The sequence below is a fragment of the Micromonospora sp. NPDC006766 genome (assembly GCF_040636055.1).
Lineage (GTDB): Bacteria > Actinomycetota > Actinomycetes > Mycobacteriales > Micromonosporaceae > Micromonospora.
Genome location: NZ_JBEYIX010000034.1, coordinates 33,594 through 51,677, shown reverse-complemented (window position 1 = coordinate 51,677; position 18,084 = coordinate 33,594). Strand labels below are relative to the sequence as shown.

Below are 18,084 nucleotides of genomic sequence, written 5' to 3'. Positions count from 1 at the left end.
CCCGTGGTGTCGCATGACGCCACGCAGCGAAGCGAAGGAGTCCCGGTGACCACGAGCCCGCCCACCTCCACCCTGCACGGCGTGCCGCTGCCGTACCCGGAGGCGACGCTGGTCGAGCTGATCACGGAGCAGGCCGCCCGTACCCCGGACGCGGTCGCCGTCCGGCAGTGGGAGGACGTGCTCAGCTACCGGCAGCTCGTCGAGCGGGCCGGCTGGCTGGCGGCGGTCCTGCGCGAGCAGGGCGTCGGGCCGGAGACCCGGGTCGGCATCTGCGCGTCCCGCCGCCCCGAGCTGGTGGTCACCGTGCTGGGCGTGCTGATCGCCGGCGGATGCTACGTACCGTTGGACGCCGGTGGGCCGCGGCGGCGGATGCTCGACGTGGTGGACGACGCCGGCCTGTCCGTCGTGGTCGGGGACCTGGCGGAGGCCACCTTCGCCGGCGTGCCCGGGATCCGCGCGGTGTCGCCACCCACCGGGGCGCCGGCCGGCCCGCCGCCGCACCGCCCGGTCACGCCGGACGACGTGGTGTACGTGCTCTTCACCTCCGGATCCACCGGGCGGCCCAAGGGGGTGCTCAACACCCACCGCAACCTCGTGCAGTTCGTCACCGGCCTGGCCGCGGTGACCGCGGCGGACGCCGAGGTGCGTACTTTCGGCGTCTCGTCCCTCGGGTTCGACGTGGCCGCGATCGACCTGTTCCTGCCGCTGACCGTCGGCGGGTCGGTGCAGCTCGTCGGCGACGAAGACCGGAGTGACCCGGCCCGCATGCAGCGGTTCCTCGCCGCGCACGAGGCCAACTACGGCTTCATCACCCCGACGGTGCTCGCCCTGCTCGACCCCGACGCCGTCCCGAGCTGGCAGGTGGTCCTCTGCGGCGGCGAGGCGGTTCCCGCCGAGCTGGCCGCCCGCTGGGCGCCGGGGCGGCGCTTCTTCGACGCGTACGGGCCGACCGAGGCAACCGTGCTGGCGCTGGTCGACGAGGTGACCGGGGTGCCGGCCGACCCGATGCCGATCGGCGTACCGATGCCCAACGGCCGGGCGTACGTCGTCGACGCCGATTTCCGGCCCGTCCCGCCCGGCCAGACCGGTGAGCTGCTGCTCGGTGGGCCGGGCCTGGCCACCGGTTACCTCAACCGGCCGGCCCTGACCGCCGAACGTTTCGTCCCCGACCCGTACTCCGGCGAGGCCGGGGCCCGGCTTTACCGCACCGGCGACCTGGTCCGGCAGGCCCCGGACGGCCGGATCGTCTACCTCGGCCGGGCCGACCGGCAGGTCAAGGTGCGCGGCCAGCGCATCGAGCTGGGCGAGATCGAGGCGGTACTGGCCGGGCACCCCGGCGTGGACGCGGCCGCCGTCGAGGCGGTCCCCGGCCCGCTCGGACCGGAGCTGGTCGGCTTCCTCACCCCGGCGGACGCCCCGGACGACGAGGAGGTCCGCCGGTACGCCGCCACCAGGCTGACCACCGCGATGCTCCCGGCCCGACTGTTCCGACTGGCCCAGCTGCCGGTCAGTCCGGTCAGCGGCAAGCTGGACCGGGCAGCGCTGCGCGAGCTCGCCGTCGCCGGCCGACCCGCCGCACCGGCGTCGGCGTCCGAACCGGACGACCCGCTCGGCCGGGCGTTGTCCCGGATCTGGTCCCGGCTGCTCGGAGGCGTCCCCGGGCAGGGCACGGACTTCCTGGCCGCCGGGGGCAACTCGGTCGCCGCGATGCGACTGGTCGCCGCCGTCCGTGCCGAACTCGGCCGGGACGTCGAGGCCCGGCACGTCTTCGCCAGCCGCACCTTCGGCGCCTTCGCCGAGCGGGTCCGCGCCGCCGGCTCCTGCACGGGGGACACGCTGCGGACCGGCAACCCGCCCACCCTCTCCCCGCCGCAGCGGCGGTTGTGGTTCATGGACCAGATCGCCCCGTCCAGCGCGCCGTACAACATCGCCCTCGCGCACCGGCTGCACGGGCCCCTCGACGTGTCCGCCCTCGGAACGGCCCTGCGTGCCGTCGCCGACCGGCACGACGTGCTGCGCTGGCGGATCCCGCAGACCGGCGGCGTGCCGTACGCGATCTGCGCCGAGCCGACCGACCTGCCGGTGCCCGTGGTGGACCTGGCCGGCGCCGGGGCCGAGGCGGAACTGGCGCGGCTGCTCGCCGACGGGGCCGCCCACGCCTTCGACCTGGCTACCGGCCCGCCCTGGCAGGTCACCGTCTACCGGCTCGGCCCGGCCGAGCACGTGCTCGCGGTCACCTTCCATCATGCGGTCTTCGACGGCTGGTCCGAGGCGGTCTTCTCGGCCGACCTGGCCACCGCGTACGCGGCCGCCGTCGGCGGGAAGCCGGTCGAGCTGGCCGCGCCGGCGGCCCGGTACGCCGATTACGCCGTCTGGCGGGCCGAGCGGGACCGCCGGCAGGGGGCGGACGATCTCGCCTGGTGGACCGCACACCTGACCGGCGCGCCGACCGTGCTCGATCTGCCCCGCGACCGCCCGCGCCCCGCCGTGCAGACGTACGCCGGGGCGGAGGCCGCGGCGACGCTCGACGAGGCGGCCGACGGGGCCGTCCGGCGGCTCGCCGAGGCCCGCGGGACGACCCTGGCCGCGGTGCTGCTGGCCGGCTTCGGGGAACTACTCAGCCGGCTCACCGGCGGCGACGACCACGTGCTCGGCGCGGTCATGGCCGACCGGCGGCTGGCCGCCTTCGACGACGTCGTCGGCTTTTTCATCGACACCGTGCCGGTCCGGGTCCGCACCGGCGGGGCCAGCTTCGCCGACCTGGTCGACCGCTGCGCGGCCGAGTTGCACGAGGTGACCGAGCACCCGGGCGCGCCGCTGGAACGGATCGTCGACGCGCTCGGCGTCGGCCGGGACACCTCCCACTCACCGCTGGTGCAGGTGCTGTTCAACGTGCTGAACTTCGTCCAACCCCGGCTGGCGCTCACCGGGCTGACCGGCGATCCGGTGCCGGTGCCCCGGCCCGGTTCGCCGTTCGACATCACCGTCTACGTGGTCGAGCGGGCCGGCCGGCTCGGCGTCGACCTGGTCTACAACCCGGACCTCTTCGACGCCGACCGGATCGACGGGCTGCTGGCCGACTTCGTCACCCTGGTCGGCGCGCTGGCCGCGACGCCCGACGCGAAGACCACCGAGATCGCCGCCGAGCTGCCCCGGGCCGAGGTACGAGGGGCGGCGCTGGGCGCGATGACCGTCGCCGGACAGCCGACGCGGGCTCCGCTGCCCGCCGGACCGGACGCGCCGACCGACACCGAGGAGCTGATCGCCGGCATCTGGCGGGACGTGCTCGCCCGGGAGCGGGTCGGCCTCAGCGACAACTTCTTCGACATCGGCGGTCACTCGATGGCCCTCGCCGCGGTGCACGCCCGGCTCACCGAGGCCACCGGCCGCTCGATCAGCATGCTCGACCTGTTCCGCCATCCGACCGTGCGGGCGCTCGCCGCCAGCCTCGACGGCGCCGCCGACCGGCCGGAACTGGCCCGCGCCGCGCAGCGCGCCGCCGCCCGCCGGGGCCGGGCCCGCCGAACCCCGCCTCGACGGCCGAACCAACCATGACGCCGCAACCCTTCCCGCCGGCACCCCGGCACCCGCGCAACGAAGGACGACCCCGATGAACAACGACATGGCCCCCGAACATCCCGCCGACAACGGCATCGAACCGATCGCCATCGTCGGGCTCGGCGCCCGCCTGCCCGGCGCCGCCGACGTGGCGGAGTTCTGGCGCAACCTGGTCGACGGCGTGGAATCGGTCACCGAGCTGACCCGCGAGGAGCAGCTCGCCCGGGGCGCCCTGGTCGAGGAGGTGGACGACCCGGGCTGGGTGAACCGGGCCCCGCTGGTCGACGGTTACGACGAGTTCGACGCCGGCCTGTTCGGGATGACCGCCCGCGAGGCCGAGGTGACCGACCCGCAGCACCGGCTCTTCCTGGAGATCTGCTACACGGCGCTGCAGGACGGCGGCTACGACCCGAGCCGGTACGACGGTGCGATCGGCGTCTACGCGGGCACCGGCGGCAACACCTACCTGAACGAGTTCGTGAAGCGCAACAAGCGGGTCGGCGGCAACCCGCACGGCTCTGTCTCCATCGCCACCGCCACCTCGCCGAACTACGTCGCCACCAACGTGTCGTACCGGCTGGACCTGCGCGGGCCGAGCCTGACCGTGCACACCGCCTGCTCCAGCTCGCTTGTCGCGTTCCATCTGGCCTGCGAGGCGCTGCGCAACGGCGAGTGTGACATGGCCCTGGCCGGCGGCGTGAACATCGAACTGCCGCACGTCGGCTACCTCGGCATGGACGGCTTCACCTCCCCGGACGGCCGGTGCCGCCCGTTCGACGCCGGCGCCAACGGCACGGTGTGGGGCAGCGGCGCCGGGGTGACCCTGCTCAAGCGCCTCTCCGACGCGATCGCCGACGGCGACACCGTCCGCGCGGTGGTGCTGGGCAACGCGATCAACAACGACGGCGCCAGCAAGGTCGGCTTCACCGCCCCCAGCATCGACGGTCAGGTGGAGGCGGTGGCGCAGGCGGTCGAGTTGGCTGCGATCGACCCGCGCACCATCAGCTACGTCGAGGCGCACGGCACCGGCACCGCGCTGGGCGACCCGATCGAGGTCGCCGCCCTCTCCGCCGTGTACGCCAGGGGCACCGACGACCGGGGCTGGTGCGGCATCGGCTCGGTGAAGTCCAACATCGGCCACCTCAGCCAGCCCTCCGGCATCATCAGCGTGATCAAGACGGTGCTCGCCATGGAGCATGGTCTGATCCCGCCCACCATCAATTACGAGGCGCCGAACCCGGCGATCGACTTCGCCGACACCCCGTTCTACGTGGCCAATTCCCTGACCAAGTGGGACACCGACGGCGTGCCGCGCCGGGCCGGGATCAGCTCCTTCGGCATCGGCGGCACCAACGCGCACGTGGTGCTGGAGGAGGCGCCGGCCGCGTACCGGGCCGAGCGGCGGGTCCGTCCCGCGCACCTGCTGCAGGTGTCCGCGAAGACCGCCACCGCGCTGGACGCGGCGGTGCGACGGCTCGCCGACCACCTGGAGGACGGCGGCCGAGGCGGCGCCGAGGTCAGCGCCGGAGGCGGCGCCGGGCTGCTCGCCGACGTCGCGCACACCCTGCGCGTCGGTCGTCAGGAGTACCCGCACCGCGCCGCCGTGGTCGCCACCGATCCCGCGACGGCGGCCGCGCTGCTTCGTGATCCGAAGCGCGGACATCGAGGCCTGACCGACCGTCCAGCCCCGAAGGTGGCTCTTCTCTTCTCCGGCCAGGGCTCCCAGCACGCCGGCATGGGCGCCGAGCTCTACGCCGAGGACCCCGGCTTCGCGGCCACCGTGGACGAGTGCGCCGAGCTGCTCCGCCCCGAGCTGGGCCTGGACATCCGCGACCTGATCCTCGGCCGCGACCCGGAGGCGGGGGAGAAGCTCACCGAGACCCGCTACACCCAGCCCGCCCTGTTCACCGTCGAGTACGCGCTCGCCCTGCTCTGGCAGCGGTCCGGGGTCACCCCGGCCGCGATGATCGGCCACTCCATCGGCGAGTACGTCGCCGCCACCGTGGCCGGCGTGCTCACCCTGCCGGACGCGCTGAAGGTGGTGGCCGCCCGGGGCCGGCTCATGCACTCCCTGCCCGCCGGGTCGATGCTGGCCGTGTCGCTGGACGAGTCGGTGGTCGCCGACCGGCTACCCGAGGGGCTCTCCGTCGCCACCGTCAACGGCCCGGGCACCTGCGTGGTGGCCGGTGAGACCGCCCTGGTCGAGGAGTTCGCCGCCACCCTCAAGGGCAAGAGCAAGCTGCTGCGGACTTCGCACGCGTTCCACTCGCCGATGATGGCGCCGATCCTCGACGAGTTCACCGCGCTGATGGCCACCGTGCCGCTGCGCCCGCCGGCCGTGCCGTTCCTGTCCAACGTGACCGGCACCTGGATCACCGAGGCGCAGGCCACCGACCCGGCGTACTGGGCGGCGCACCTGCGCCGGCCGGTCCGCTTCGGCGCCTGCGTGGCCGCCCTGCTCGCCGAGGGCACCTGGGCGCTGGTCGAGTGCGGTCCCGGCCGGCAGCTGGCCAACCTGGCCCGGATGCAGGTGGCCAAGGCGTCCGAGGCGCAGCGGAAGCTCACCCCGCTGGGCAGTCTGCCCGGGCCGGGCGAGTCCACCGGCGACCTGGCCACCCTGCTGGGCAGCGCCGGCGCGCTCTGGTGCGCGGGCGTGCCGGTGCGGCCGGCCGCCGACCCGGACGCCCGCCGGGTGCCGCTGCCCGCGTACCCGTTCGAGCGCCGCCGCTACTGGGTCGACCCGGACCCGCAGGAGCAGGTCGCGGCGGCCCCGGTGGAGACCGGCCCACGGCCACTGCCGGAGTGGTTCGCGGTGCCGGTGTGGCGGCAGGCCGCCCCGGCCCGGTCCGTCGCGCCGCTGGGCCGCTGTCTGGTGCTGGCCGACGGCCCGCGCGGCGAGGCGCTGGTCGCGGCGCTGCGGGCCGCCGGGGACGACCCGGTCGAGGTACGCGCCGGCGACGCCTTCGCCGCCACGCCGGCCGGCTTCCGGCTGCGCCCCGGCGTCCGCGAGGACCACGAGGCCCTGGTCGCCGCGCTCGGCGCCGACCTGCCGCGCCGGATCGTGCACGCGTACGCGCTGGACGGGGAGCCGGTCGGGACGGACCTCGCCGCCGCCTGGGCCGCCCAGGACCGGGGGTTCTTCAGCGCGCTGCACCTGGTGCAGGCGCTCGCCGGCGCCGGCCTGACCGCCGACGAGCACGGCGTCACCCTCGACCTGGTCACCGCCGGCATCGGCGACGTACGCGGCGACGACCTGGTCCGCCCGGAACACGCCACCCTCGCCGGCCTGGCCCGGGTGCTGCCGGTGGAACTGCCCGGCCTCACCGTCCGGATGGTCGACGCCGACCCCGCCGCCCGCGGGGTCACCGCCCTGGTCGGCGAGCTGCGCGGCCCGGTCGACCCGGAGCACCCGGAGGTGGCGCTGCGCCGCGACCGGCGCTGGGTGGCCGGGTACGAGCAGGTCACCGTCGACGACGAGGCTGAGCCGGGCGCGCTGATCGAGCAGGGGCGCTACCTGATCACCGGTGGCCTCGGCGGCATCGGCGTCACCCTGGCCGAGGACTTCGCCCGGCGGGTACGCGCCAAGCTGGTGCTGCTGGCCCGGTCCGGCCTGCCCGAGCGGGACCGGTGGGACGAGCACCTGGCGGTGCACGGCGGCGCCGACCGGGCCGGCCGGGCCATCGCCGCGATCCGCCGGATGGAGGCGGCCGGGGCCGAGGTGCTGGTGCTCGCCGCCGACGTCACCGACCCGGCCGACCTGCGCCGGGTCCGCGAGGCCGCCCAGGCACGGTTCGGCGGGCTGGACGGCATCGTGCACGCCGCCGGCCTGCCCGGCGGCGGCATGGCCGAGATCAAGGAGCGGGCCGAGGCCGAGCGGGTGCTCGCCCCGAAGCTGGCCGGCACGCTCGCCCTCGCCCAGGTCTTCGGTGACCTGCCGCTGGACTTCGTGGCGCTGTGTTCCTCGATCACCGCGGTGATCGGCGGCTTCGGCCAGGTCGACTACTGCGCGGCGAACAACTTCCTGGACGCGTTCGCGCGGGCCGGCGCCGGCTTCCGCGCGCCGGTGGTCGCGCAGAACTGGGGCGGTTGGGCCGAGGTCGGCATGGCCGTGGAGACCGACTCCCCGGCCGGGTTCCGGGCCGCCGGCCGGGACGTCGTCACCACCCCGGTGGACCACCCGGTCCTCACCACCAAGGTGGTCGGGCCGGACGGCACGGTGCTGCACGGCCTGGTCTCCGCCGGCACCCACTGGCTGCTCGACGAGCACCGGATCGGCGGGGTGCCGGTGGTGCCCGGCACCGCCCACCTGGAGTCGGTGCGCGCGGCGGTGACCGCCGCGCTGCCCGCGCCCGGCCCGGAGGCGGCGGTGGAGCTGCGGGACGTGGTCTTCCTGGAACCGTTCTCCGTGCCGGACGGCACGGTCGCCCAGTACCGGGTGGAGCTGACGCCCACCGAGGACGGGGTGGATTTCACCGTCGCCAGCCTGGCCGCCGGTCAGCTTCGGACCCATGTGCGGGGCGCCGCCGGCTGGACCGAGGAGTCGGCCCCGCCGGCGGGCGTGCCCACCGTGGGCGGTCGCCGGGTCGACGACGACGCGTCGTTCGGCCGGGGGCGCACCAGCATGCTCACCTTCGGGCCGCGCTGGGCCGCGCTCACCGAACACCACCTCGGCGAGGGGGAGGAACTGGCCCGGATCGACGCGCCGGCCGCGGCCGTGGACGACCTGCCCGCCTGGGGGATGCACCCGGCGCTGCTGGACGTCGCCACGGCGTTCGGCCGGGGCCAGGGTTCCGGCACCTACCTGCCGCTGTCCTACGGCCGGATGGTGGTGCGCGGGGCGTTGCCGGCGGCCTTCCACAGCCACCTGCGGCACCGGGCCAGCGCCACCGACGAGGTGGTGGCCGCCGATCTGTCCCTGGTGGACGTCGAGGGCCGGGAACTCGTCGCGATCAGCGACTTCGTGCTGCGCCGGGTCGACCAGAGCGCGGTCACGGGAGGTCTCACCGACACCCCGGCCGCCCCGGCCGAGGCGGGCCCGGCCCCGGTGACCGAGGACATCCGGCCGGTGGACGGGGCGGAGGCGTTCCGCCGCAGCCTCGCTGCCGGGCTCGGCGCCCAGGTGGTCATCGCCACCCGTACCGTCGCCGACATCCGCCGCCGGGCCACCCTGGTGACCACGGAGAGCCTGGAGGCGGAGGCCGAGCCGACGGTCTCCGCGCCGACCGCCGTCGGCGGCGGCTCGGCCGCGCCCTCGACGGAGCTGGAGAAGACCATCGCCCAGGTCTGGCGGGACGGGCTCGGCGTGACCGACGTCGGCGTGGACGACGACTTCTTCGGCCTCGGCGGCAACTCGCTGGTCGCGGTCCAGCTCATCGCCGCGATGCGCAAGGCCACCGGGGTACGGCTGCCGATGCGCAGCCTCTTCGAGACCCCCACGGTCGCCGGGCTGGCCGCCCGGATCGAGGAACTGCGCGCCGCTCAGCCCGCCGACGAGCCGGCCGCGCCAGCGACCATCCCGGCCATTCCGCGCCTGCCTCGCGCATGACCACGAGGAACAGGAGACATCCATGAGCAACGTCGAGCCGTACATCCCGACCCCCTTGGAGCGAACTGAGATGGCCGAACCCCGATTCCTGGTCGTGCGCAACGACGAGGAGCAGTACTCGATCTGGTCGGCCGACCGGGAACTCCCCGCAGGTTGGTACGACGCCGGTTTTGTCGGCACCCGCGAGGAGTGCCTGGCCCACGTCGACACCGTCTGGACTGACATGCGTCCCCGCTCGGTTCGCGAGGCAGCGCAGTGAGCGCGAGGAGCACGGCGGAGCGGAGCCCCGCAGTCGCGAACGAAAGGGGGCAACGATGAGCGAGCGTCAGGAATGGGCCTTCCCGGCCTCCTTCGCCCAGGAGCGGGTATGGCTGGCCAATCAGCTCGACGCCGACTCGCCGGTCTTCAACATCGCTGTCCCGATGCGCTTCCCGGCCGGCGTCGACGCGGAAACCGCCATCGACATCGTGAACAAGATCCTGGCCCGGCACGAGTCGCTCCGGACCCACCTGCGGGTCGACGACGGTGCCCTGGTGCAGGTGGTGCGGGCCCACGAGCCCGTCACGATGCCCACCGTCGATCTGCGTCACCTGCCGGAGGCGGAGCAGACCGCCGCGTTCGACGCACTCCGCACGGAACTGGCCCGCACGCCGATCCCGCTGGACGCCCCGCCGCTGTGGCGGGCCCGGCTGATCCGCCTCGACGACAGCTGGGCGGTGACGTTCGTGGTGCACCACGCGGTCTTCGACAGCCACTCGGCGGTGCTGCTGTACCAGGAGGTCCAGGCGTTCGTCGAGGCCGCGCTGACCGGCGGCGAGCCCGCCGTGCCCGAGCTGCCCATCCAGTACGCCGACTTCGCGGTCTGGCAGCGCGATCAGCTCACCGGCGCGGAACTGGACCGCCAGCTCGCCTTCTGGACCGGCCACCTGACCGGCGCGCCGGCGGTCACCGGCCTGCCGCTGGACCGCCCCCGCCCGGCGCAGCTCGGCTACGCCGGCGACGAGGTGCGCTTCGACCTGCCCACGGGGCTGCTCGACCGGATCAGGACCGTCGCGACCGGGGCGTCGGCCACGCCGTACATGGTGCTGCTGGCCGGCTGCGCGGCGCTGCTGTCCCGGATCTCCGGCGACACCGACGTGGTGATCGGGGTGTTGACCGCGGGTCGGGACAGCACCGAGACCGCCCCGCTGATCGGCATGTTCGTCAACCCGGTGGCGCTGCGTTGCGATGTCTCCGGCGACCCGACCTTCGCCGAACTGCTCGGCCGGGTCCGCGACGGCCTGGTTGACGCGATGGAGCACGGGCAGACGCCGTTCCAGAAGATCGTCGAGGCGGTCGCCCCGCAGCGCGACCCGTCGGTGCAGCCGATCTTCCAGACCACGCTGAACTTCATCCCCGACTCCGGTTTGGACCCGGTGGAGCTCGGCGCCACCAAGGACGACCTGACGTTCGACATCACGACCGGCGAGAGCCGCCTGATCTACCGGACCGGGCTGTTCGATCGGGCCACCGCCGAAGCGGTCGTCGACCGGTACCTCCGGCTGCTCACCGCCGCCGTAGCCGACCCGGACCGGACGGTCGCCGCGCTGCCGCTACTCGCCGACACCGAACGCGACCTGGTGCTCGGCCTCGGGCTGGGCACCGCGCCCGAAGTGCCGCCGGCCACCGTGGTCGACGAGGTGCAGCGGCAGGCAGCGACCACCCCGGACGCCGTCGCGCTGGTCTGCGACGGGACGTCGCTGACGTACGCCGAGCTGAACGCCGCCGCCAACCGGCTCGCCCGGCTGCTGGTGACCCGCGGCGCCGGCCCTGAGGCCCGGGTGGCGCTCGCCCTGCCCCGCTCCCGGGAGCTGCTGGTAGCGATCCTCGCCGTGCTCAAGACCGGCGCGGCGTACGTGCCGATCGACACCGCGTACCCGGCCGGGCGGATCGCCTACCTGCTGGAGGACGCCGAGCCGGCCCTGGTGGTGGCCACCCCGGACACCGCCGCGCTGGTGCCGTCCGGGGCGCTGGTGCTGGACGGAGCGGCGGGCTCGGATCAGCCCGAGACCGACCTCACCGACGCCGACCGGGTCGCCCCGCTGCGCCCCCACCACCCCGCGTACGTGCTCTACACCTCCGGCTCGACCGGCCGCCCGAAGGGCGTGGTGGTGGAGCACCGGGCGGTGACCGCCTACCTGGCCTGGGCCCGGCACACCTACCCGGGCCTGTCCGGCACGGCGCTGCTGCACTCGCCGGTCTCCTTCGATCTCACCGTCACCGGTCTGCTCGGCACCCTCACCGCCGGCGGCACCGTCCGGCTCGCGGCGATCGACTCTCCGGCCGCCCGGGTCGGTGGCCGGCCGACCTTCCTCAAGGTCACCCCGAGCCACCTGCCGCTGCTGGACGGCGAGCTGTCGCCCACCGTCGACCTGGTGATCGGCGGCGAGGCGCTCACCGGCGAGCAGCTCGCCACGTGGCGGGCCGCCCACCCCGACGTCGCCGTCATCAACGAGTACGGCCCGACCGAGGCGACCGTCGGCTGCGTCGCCGCGCGGATCGCCCCCGGCGAGCCGGTCCCGGCCGGCCCGGTGACGATCGGCACGCCCACCTGGCACCTGCGGGCGCTGCTGCTCGACGCCGCCGGGCAGCCGGTGCCGCCAGGCGTGGTCGGCGAGCTGTACGTGGCCGGCCCGCAGCTCGCCCGCGGCTACCACCGCCGTCCCGGCCTCACCGCCGAGCGCTTCCTGCCCTGCCCGTACGGGTCCCCCGGGGAGCGGATGTACGCCACCGGTGACCTGGCCCGCCGGCGTCCCGACGGCAGCCTGGACTATCTGGGTCGCCGCGACGACCAGGTCAAGGTGCGCGGCATGCGGATCGAGCTGGGCGAGATCGAGGCCGCCCTGCTGGCCCACCCGGACGTCCGGGCGGCCGCCGCGGCGGTGCGTACCGACTCCGGCGAGCCGATGCTGGTCGGCTACCTGGTCGGCCCGGCCGACGAGGAGGCGGTCCGCGCCGCGCTGGCCCGGGAGCTGCCCACGCACCTGATCCCGGCGGCGCTGGTGCGGCTCGACGCGCTGCCGCTGACACCGAACGGCAAGCTGGACCGGGCGGCGCTGCCTGCGCCGGCCGCCGCCGCGCCGGCCGAGGACGCTTACGTGGCCCCGCGCACCGAGGCCGAGGCCCTGGTCGCCGAGGTGTACGCCGAGGTCCTCCAGGTGGAGAAGGTCGGTGCCCTGGACGACTTCTTCGCCCTCGGCGGCAACTCGCTGCGCGGCATGCGGGCGATGGCCCGGCTGCGGGCAGAGGTGGACGTCGAACTGCCGATGCGGGCGCTTTTCAAGAGCCCCGTGGTGGCGGACCTGGCCGCCCAGATCGAGCAGCGGATCGCCGCCGAACTCGACGGGCTTTCCGACACCGAAGTCGCCGCGCTGCTCGCGGCGGAAGAGGAACGCGACTCATGACCGATCTGAAAGATCCGACCCGCGAGGCTGCCCGGCAGGCGCTGATCGCTAAGCGGCTGCGCGCCCGCCAGGCCGCCCCCGCGGTCGGGATCAGCCCCCGGCCCGCCGACGCCGAGGTGCCGCTGTCGTACGCCCAGGAGCGGGTCTGGTTCATGGACCAGATCGCCCCAGGTGAGGCGGCATACCACATCCCGGTGCCGCTGCGGGTGCGCGGCCCGCTCGACGTCGACACGCTGCGCGCCGCCCTGGCCGCGCTCAGCGCCCGGCACGAGTCGCTGCGTACCCGGTTCCCGGCCGATTCGGACGGCCGCCCCACCGTGGTGGTGGAGGAGTTCGTCGAGGTGCCGCTGACCGTGGTGGACGCCCCCGACGAGGAGGCCGCCCAGGCTTTGGTCGACACGGCCGCCGCCGAGCCGTTCGACCTGGCCCACGGGCCGCTGCTGCGCGCCCTGCTGATCCGGCTGAACGTCGACGACCACGTGCTCTTCCTCGGCCAGCACCACATCGTCAGCGACGGCTGGTCGGTGGACGTGCTGCTGCGCGACCTGATCACCCTGTACCGGGGCGGCGAACCGCCCACCCTGCCCATCCAGTACGGCGACTTCGCCGTCTGGGAGGCGCAGGAGTTGAACAGCCCGCAGGCCCAGACGCACATCGACTACTGGAAGCAGCGCCTCGCCGGGATCACCCCGCTGGAGCTGCCGCTGGACCGGCCCCGCCCGGCCACCCAGACCTACCGGGGCGACTACGTCGAGTTCCGGCTCGACCAGGCCACCACCGACCGGCTCAACGCGCTCACCCGCGCCGGCGGCAGCACGCTGTTCATGACGCTGCTGGCGGCGTATCAGGTGCTGCTGGCCCGGCACGCCGGCCAGCACGACTTCGCCGTCGGCGCCTCGGTGGCCGGCCGGTCCGCGCCGGAGCTGGAGAACGTGGTCGGCATGTTCATCAACATGCTGCCGCTGCGGGCCGAGCTGGCCGGCGACCCGACCTTCACCGAGCTGCTCGAACGCACCCGGCGCAACGTGCTGGACGGCTTCGAGCACGCCGAGGTGCCGTTCGCCAAGGTGGTCCACGAGCTGGGACTGCCCCGCGACGTCAGCCGCTCCCCGGTGTTCCAGGCCATGTTCGCGCTGCAGAACTACGAGATGGGCCGCTTCCGGGAGGTCTCCGGAACCGACGACGTGCGTTTCGGGTGGACGCCGATGGAGCTACGGGCCACCCGGTTCGACTTCGAGCTGCACGCGGTGGAGACCGTCGAGGGGCTCTGGGGCAAGCTGGTCTTCAACACCGACCTGTTCACCCGGGACACCGTCGAGCGAATCGCCCACCGGTGGACCACCCTGCTGACGTCGATCGTCGCCGCGCCGGACACCCCGGTCTCCCGGCTGGAGCTGCTGCCCGCGCCGGAGCGGGCGCTGCTGGCGGCCTGGAACGACACCGCCGCCGACTTCCCCCGCGCGCAGACGCTGCACGGGCCGATCGAGGAACGGGCCGCCACCACCCCGGACACGGTCGCGGTCACCATCGACGGCAACAGCCTGACGTACGCCGAGCTGAACGCCGCCGCCAACCGGATCGCGCATCGGCTGCGCGCCGCCGGCGTCGGCCCGGAGACCCTGGTCGGGGTTTGCGCGGAACGTTCCCTCGAGCTGGTCGCCGGCCTGCTCGGCGTGGTCAAGGCCGGCGGCGCGTACCTGCCGCTGGACCCGGAGTACCCGGCCGACCGACTGGCCTTCATGGTCACCGACGCGAACGCGCCGGTGGTGCTGGTGCAGCAGCACCTGCGCGAGGTGCTGCCGGACACCGCCGCCACCGTCCTCGCCCTCGACGACGCCTCGGCCTGGGCCGACCAGCCGACCACCGACCCGCAGCCGGTCGCCGGCCCCGAAAACCTGGCGTACGTCATCTACACCTCCGGTTCGACCGGCCGGCCCAAGGGGGTGCCGAACACCCACCGGGGCATCGTCAACCGCCTCGACTGGATGCAGAAGACCTACCGCCTCGGCGTCGACGACGCGGTGCTGCAGAAGACCCCGGCCAGCTTCGACGTGTCGGTGTGGGAGTTCTTCTGGCCGCTGCGCGAGGGCGCCCGGCTGGTCCTGGCCAAGCCCGGCGGCCACAAAGACGCCGGCTACCTGCGTGATCTGCTGGTCGCCGAGCGGATCACCACCACGCACTTCGTGCCGTCCATGCTGACCGTCTTCCTCGCTGAGGACGGGATCGAGGCGGCCACCGCGCTGCGCCGGGTGATCTGCTCCGGCGAGGAGCTGCCGCTGGCCTCGGCGCTCGACTTCACCGCCCGGTTGCCCTGGTGCGGGCTGCACAACCTGTACGGCCCCACCGAGGCGGCCATCGACGTCACCGCCTGGCCCTGCGACCCGGCGCTCCTCGCCACGATGACCAGCGTGCCGATCGGCGCGCCGATCGCCAACCTGCGCCTGCACGTGCTCGACCCGGCCGGCCACGAGTGCCCAATGGGCGTCGCCGGTGAGCTGCACATCGGCGGCGTCGGGCTGGCCCGCGGCTACCACCGCCGGCCGGCGCTGACCGCTGAGAAGTTCGTTCCCGACCCGTTCTCCGGCGAGCCGGGTGCCCGCCTCTACCGCACCGGCGACCTGGCCCGCTGGGTCGTCTCCGGGGACGGGTCGGGCGTCATCGAGTTCCTCGGCCGGATCGACCACCAGGTCAAGCTGCGCGGGCTGCGCATCGAGCTCGGCGAGATCGAGAGCGCGCTGCGCGAGCAGCCCGGGGTGACCGAGACGGCGGTGATCGTCCGCGAGGACAGCCCCGGCGACAAGCGGCTCACCGCGTACCTGGTCGGCTCGGCGGAACACGCCGCGCTCAAGGCCGCGCTGAAGGAGAGCCTGCCGGAGTACATGGTGCCGGCCGCGTTCGTCACCCTGGACGCGCTGCCGTTGACCCCCAACGGCAAGCTCGACCGCAAGGCGCTGCCCGCGCCGGTGGTGACCCGTGAGGCGTCGGTGGCGTTGGTCGAGCCGCGCGACGACACCGAGCGTACCCTCGCCGCCATCTGGTCCGAAGTGCTCGGCGTCGACACGCTCGGCATCGACGACGATTTCTTCGACCTGGGCGGGCACTCGATGCTCGCCACCCAGGTGGTCGCCAAGATCCGCAAGGTGGAGCTGGGCGGTCGGCCCGTCGGGGTGATGGACCTGTTCCAGCAGCGGACCATCCGCGAGTTGGCCGCGTTCATCTCCGGTGACGCCGCCGAGGACGGGCCGCGCCGGCTGCTCTACGAGCTGACCAAGCCGATTCCCGCCGGCAAGCGGGTGCTCTCCTACGTCTGCGTCCCCTACGGCGGCGGCAGCGCGATCGTCTACCAGCCGCTCGCCGACGCCCTGCCGGCCGGGCACGCCCTGTGGTCGCTCGCCATCCCCGGGCACGACGTCGGCCTCGCCGAGGACGCGCTGCCCTTCGACGAGCTGACCACCCGGGTCGCCGACGAGATCCTGGAACGGGTCGAGGGGCCGATCGTCCTCTACGGCCACTGCGGCGTCGGCAGCGCCATCGCGGCCGAGGTGGCCCGCAAGGTGGAGGCGGCCGGACGCGACCTGGAAGCCGTCTACATCGGCGCGATGTTCCCGTTCGCCCGCCCCAAGGGCCTCTTCGCGACCCTGCGCAACCGGCTCGAACAGCTGCGCAGCAACAAGCACTATGCGAGCTGGCTCAAGTCGATGGGGGTGGACACCGACGAGCTGGACCCGGAGCAGGCCGACCGGATCATCAGCAACATGCGGGCCGACTCCCGCGCCTCGGAGGAGTACTTCACCCGGCTGCTCGACCAGCAGGCGACCAAGCTGCGCGCGCCGATCATCTCGGTGGTCGGCTCCGAGGACCCGGTCACCGACTACTACCGCGAGCGGTACGCCGAGTGGCAGTTCCTCAGCGACACCCTCGGGCTGGTGGTCCTCGACCAGGCCGGGCACTTCTTCCTGAAGTACCGCGCCGAGGAACTGGCCGAGATCGTCACCCAGGTTCACCCGGCGGTGGTCGGCGGGGACATCGCCGCGCTCACCCCCGAGGCCCGGGGCGAGGACGCCAGCTGGGCGGCCCTCGACCAGCTACGGATCGGCGAGGAGGCGGGCCCGGCCAAGGCGACCGTCAAGCCGAGCATGGGCCGCTTCCTCGCGGTCACCAGCGGTCAGCTCGTGTCCAGCACCGGGTCCGCGCTGACCGCGTTCGCCCTGCCGATCTGGTTGTACAACCGGACCGGGTCGGTGGCCGACCTCGGCCTGCTCTGGTCGCTCGCGCTGATCTGCGGCGTGCTGATGCTCCCGATCGCCGGCGCGCTCGTCGACCGGGTCAGTCGCCGCCGGATCATGATGCTGGCCAGCTCCATCGCCGGGTCGATCCAGCTGGTCCTCGCCGCGCTGCTGTGGACCGACAACCTCCTGCTCTGGCACATCTACCTCCTGGTCTCGCTCAGTTCCGTCGCCGGGTCGTTCCAGCGGATCGCGCTCCAGTCGGCGGTGCCCCAACTCGTGCCGAAGCGCTACCTTGGCCACGCGCAGGGCATCACCCAGCTCTCCACCGGCGTCGCCACCCTGCTGATGCCGGCCTTCGCGGCCGGCCTGTTCGCCACGATCGGACTCAAGGGCATCCTGCTCGTCGACGTGGCCAGCTACGTGGTCGCGGTGGCCACCCTGGCCGTGGTCCGCTTCCCCGACCTGCTCGGCTGGCGGCCCCGGGAACGGCTGCTGGTGGCCATCGCCAACGGCCTGCGCTATTCCTGGCACCACCGGGGCTTCCGGCTGATGCTCGGCTACTTCGCGCTGGGCAACATCTTCCTGGCCCCCGCGCTGGTGCTCACCACCCCGCTGGTGCTCTCCCGCGGCACCCCGACACAGGTGGCGCAGGTGGCCATCGCCGAGGCGGTCGGCGCGGTGCTCGGCGGCATGCTCATGTCGTTGTGGGGCGGCCCACGTCGGCGGCGGATGATCGGCGTGCTGATTGCCAACCTTGGCACCGCGATCGGCTGTGTGCTGATCGGCCTGGACGCCTCGGTGGCGATGATCTGCGTCGGCGCCTGCTGGCTGGCCCTGGCGATGACCACCGCGCAGTCCATCTACGCGACCATCGTCCAGGTCAAGGTGCCGCAGCGCTTCCACGGCCGGGTGTTCAGCCTCAACCAGACCATCTCCTGGTCGACGCTGCCCATCGGCTTCGCGCTGCTCGCGCCGTGGGCCACCGCCCTGTTCGAGCCGAGGCTCGCCCCGGGCGGGTCGCTCGCCGGGTCGGTGGGCGCGGTGATCGGCACCGGTCCCGGCCGGGGCATCGGCTTCGCGTACGTCTGCTTCGGGCTGGCCCTCGTGCTGGTCACCCTCGGCGGCTTCTCGCTCCGGCTGCTGCGCCGCTTCGACATCGAGGTGGAGGACTCGCTCCCGGACGACCTGATCGGCGCTCAGGAACGGGAACGCCGCCTCGCCGCCCGCGCCGCCGAGCGGTAAGGAAGGGCCCCCTGTTAACGCCTGCGGTAGAGAAGGTTCCCTTCTCACCCGCGCGGCGCGGGGGTCT

The 18,084-nt window shown here is 74.0% G+C and carries 5 protein-coding genes; all 5 read left to right on the top strand.

The window, feature by feature from the left end; genetic code table 11:
• Positions 1-45: 45 nt before the first annotated feature.
• Entirely contained in the window at positions 46-3,555 is a 3,510-nt protein-coding gene (locus ABZ671_RS23420) for an amino acid adenylation domain-containing protein (RefSeq protein WP_357861751.1), read from the top strand.
• 55 nt (positions 3,556-3,610) lie between these two features.
• A complete protein-coding gene (locus ABZ671_RS23415) occupies positions 3,611-9,103 on the top strand; it encodes an SDR family NAD(P)-dependent oxidoreductase (protein WP_357861749.1) in 5,493 nt (1,830 codons plus the stop codon).
• A 70-nt stretch (positions 9,104-9,173) separates the two neighbouring features.
• Positions 9,174-9,362, top strand: a complete 189-nt coding sequence (locus tag ABZ671_RS23410; RefSeq protein ID WP_357861768.1) for an MbtH family NRPS accessory protein — start codon at positions 9,174-9,176, stop codon at positions 9,360-9,362.
• Between the two features lie 55 nt (positions 9,363-9,417).
• Positions 9,418-12,546 carry an amino acid adenylation domain-containing protein gene (locus tag ABZ671_RS23405; protein ID WP_357861747.1) on the top strand — a complete coding sequence of 1,043 codons (3,129 nt, stop codon included), beginning with the start codon at positions 9,418-9,420 and terminating at the stop codon, positions 12,544-12,546.
• Positions 12,543-18,017: an amino acid adenylation domain-containing protein gene (locus ABZ671_RS23400; RefSeq protein WP_357861745.1), complete on the top strand. Its 5,475-nt coding sequence runs from the start codon at positions 12,543-12,545 to the stop codon at positions 18,015-18,017. Before ABZ671_RS23405 ends, ABZ671_RS23400 begins: the two co-directional genes overlap by 4 nt.
• Positions 18,018-18,084 lie beyond the last annotated feature (67 nt).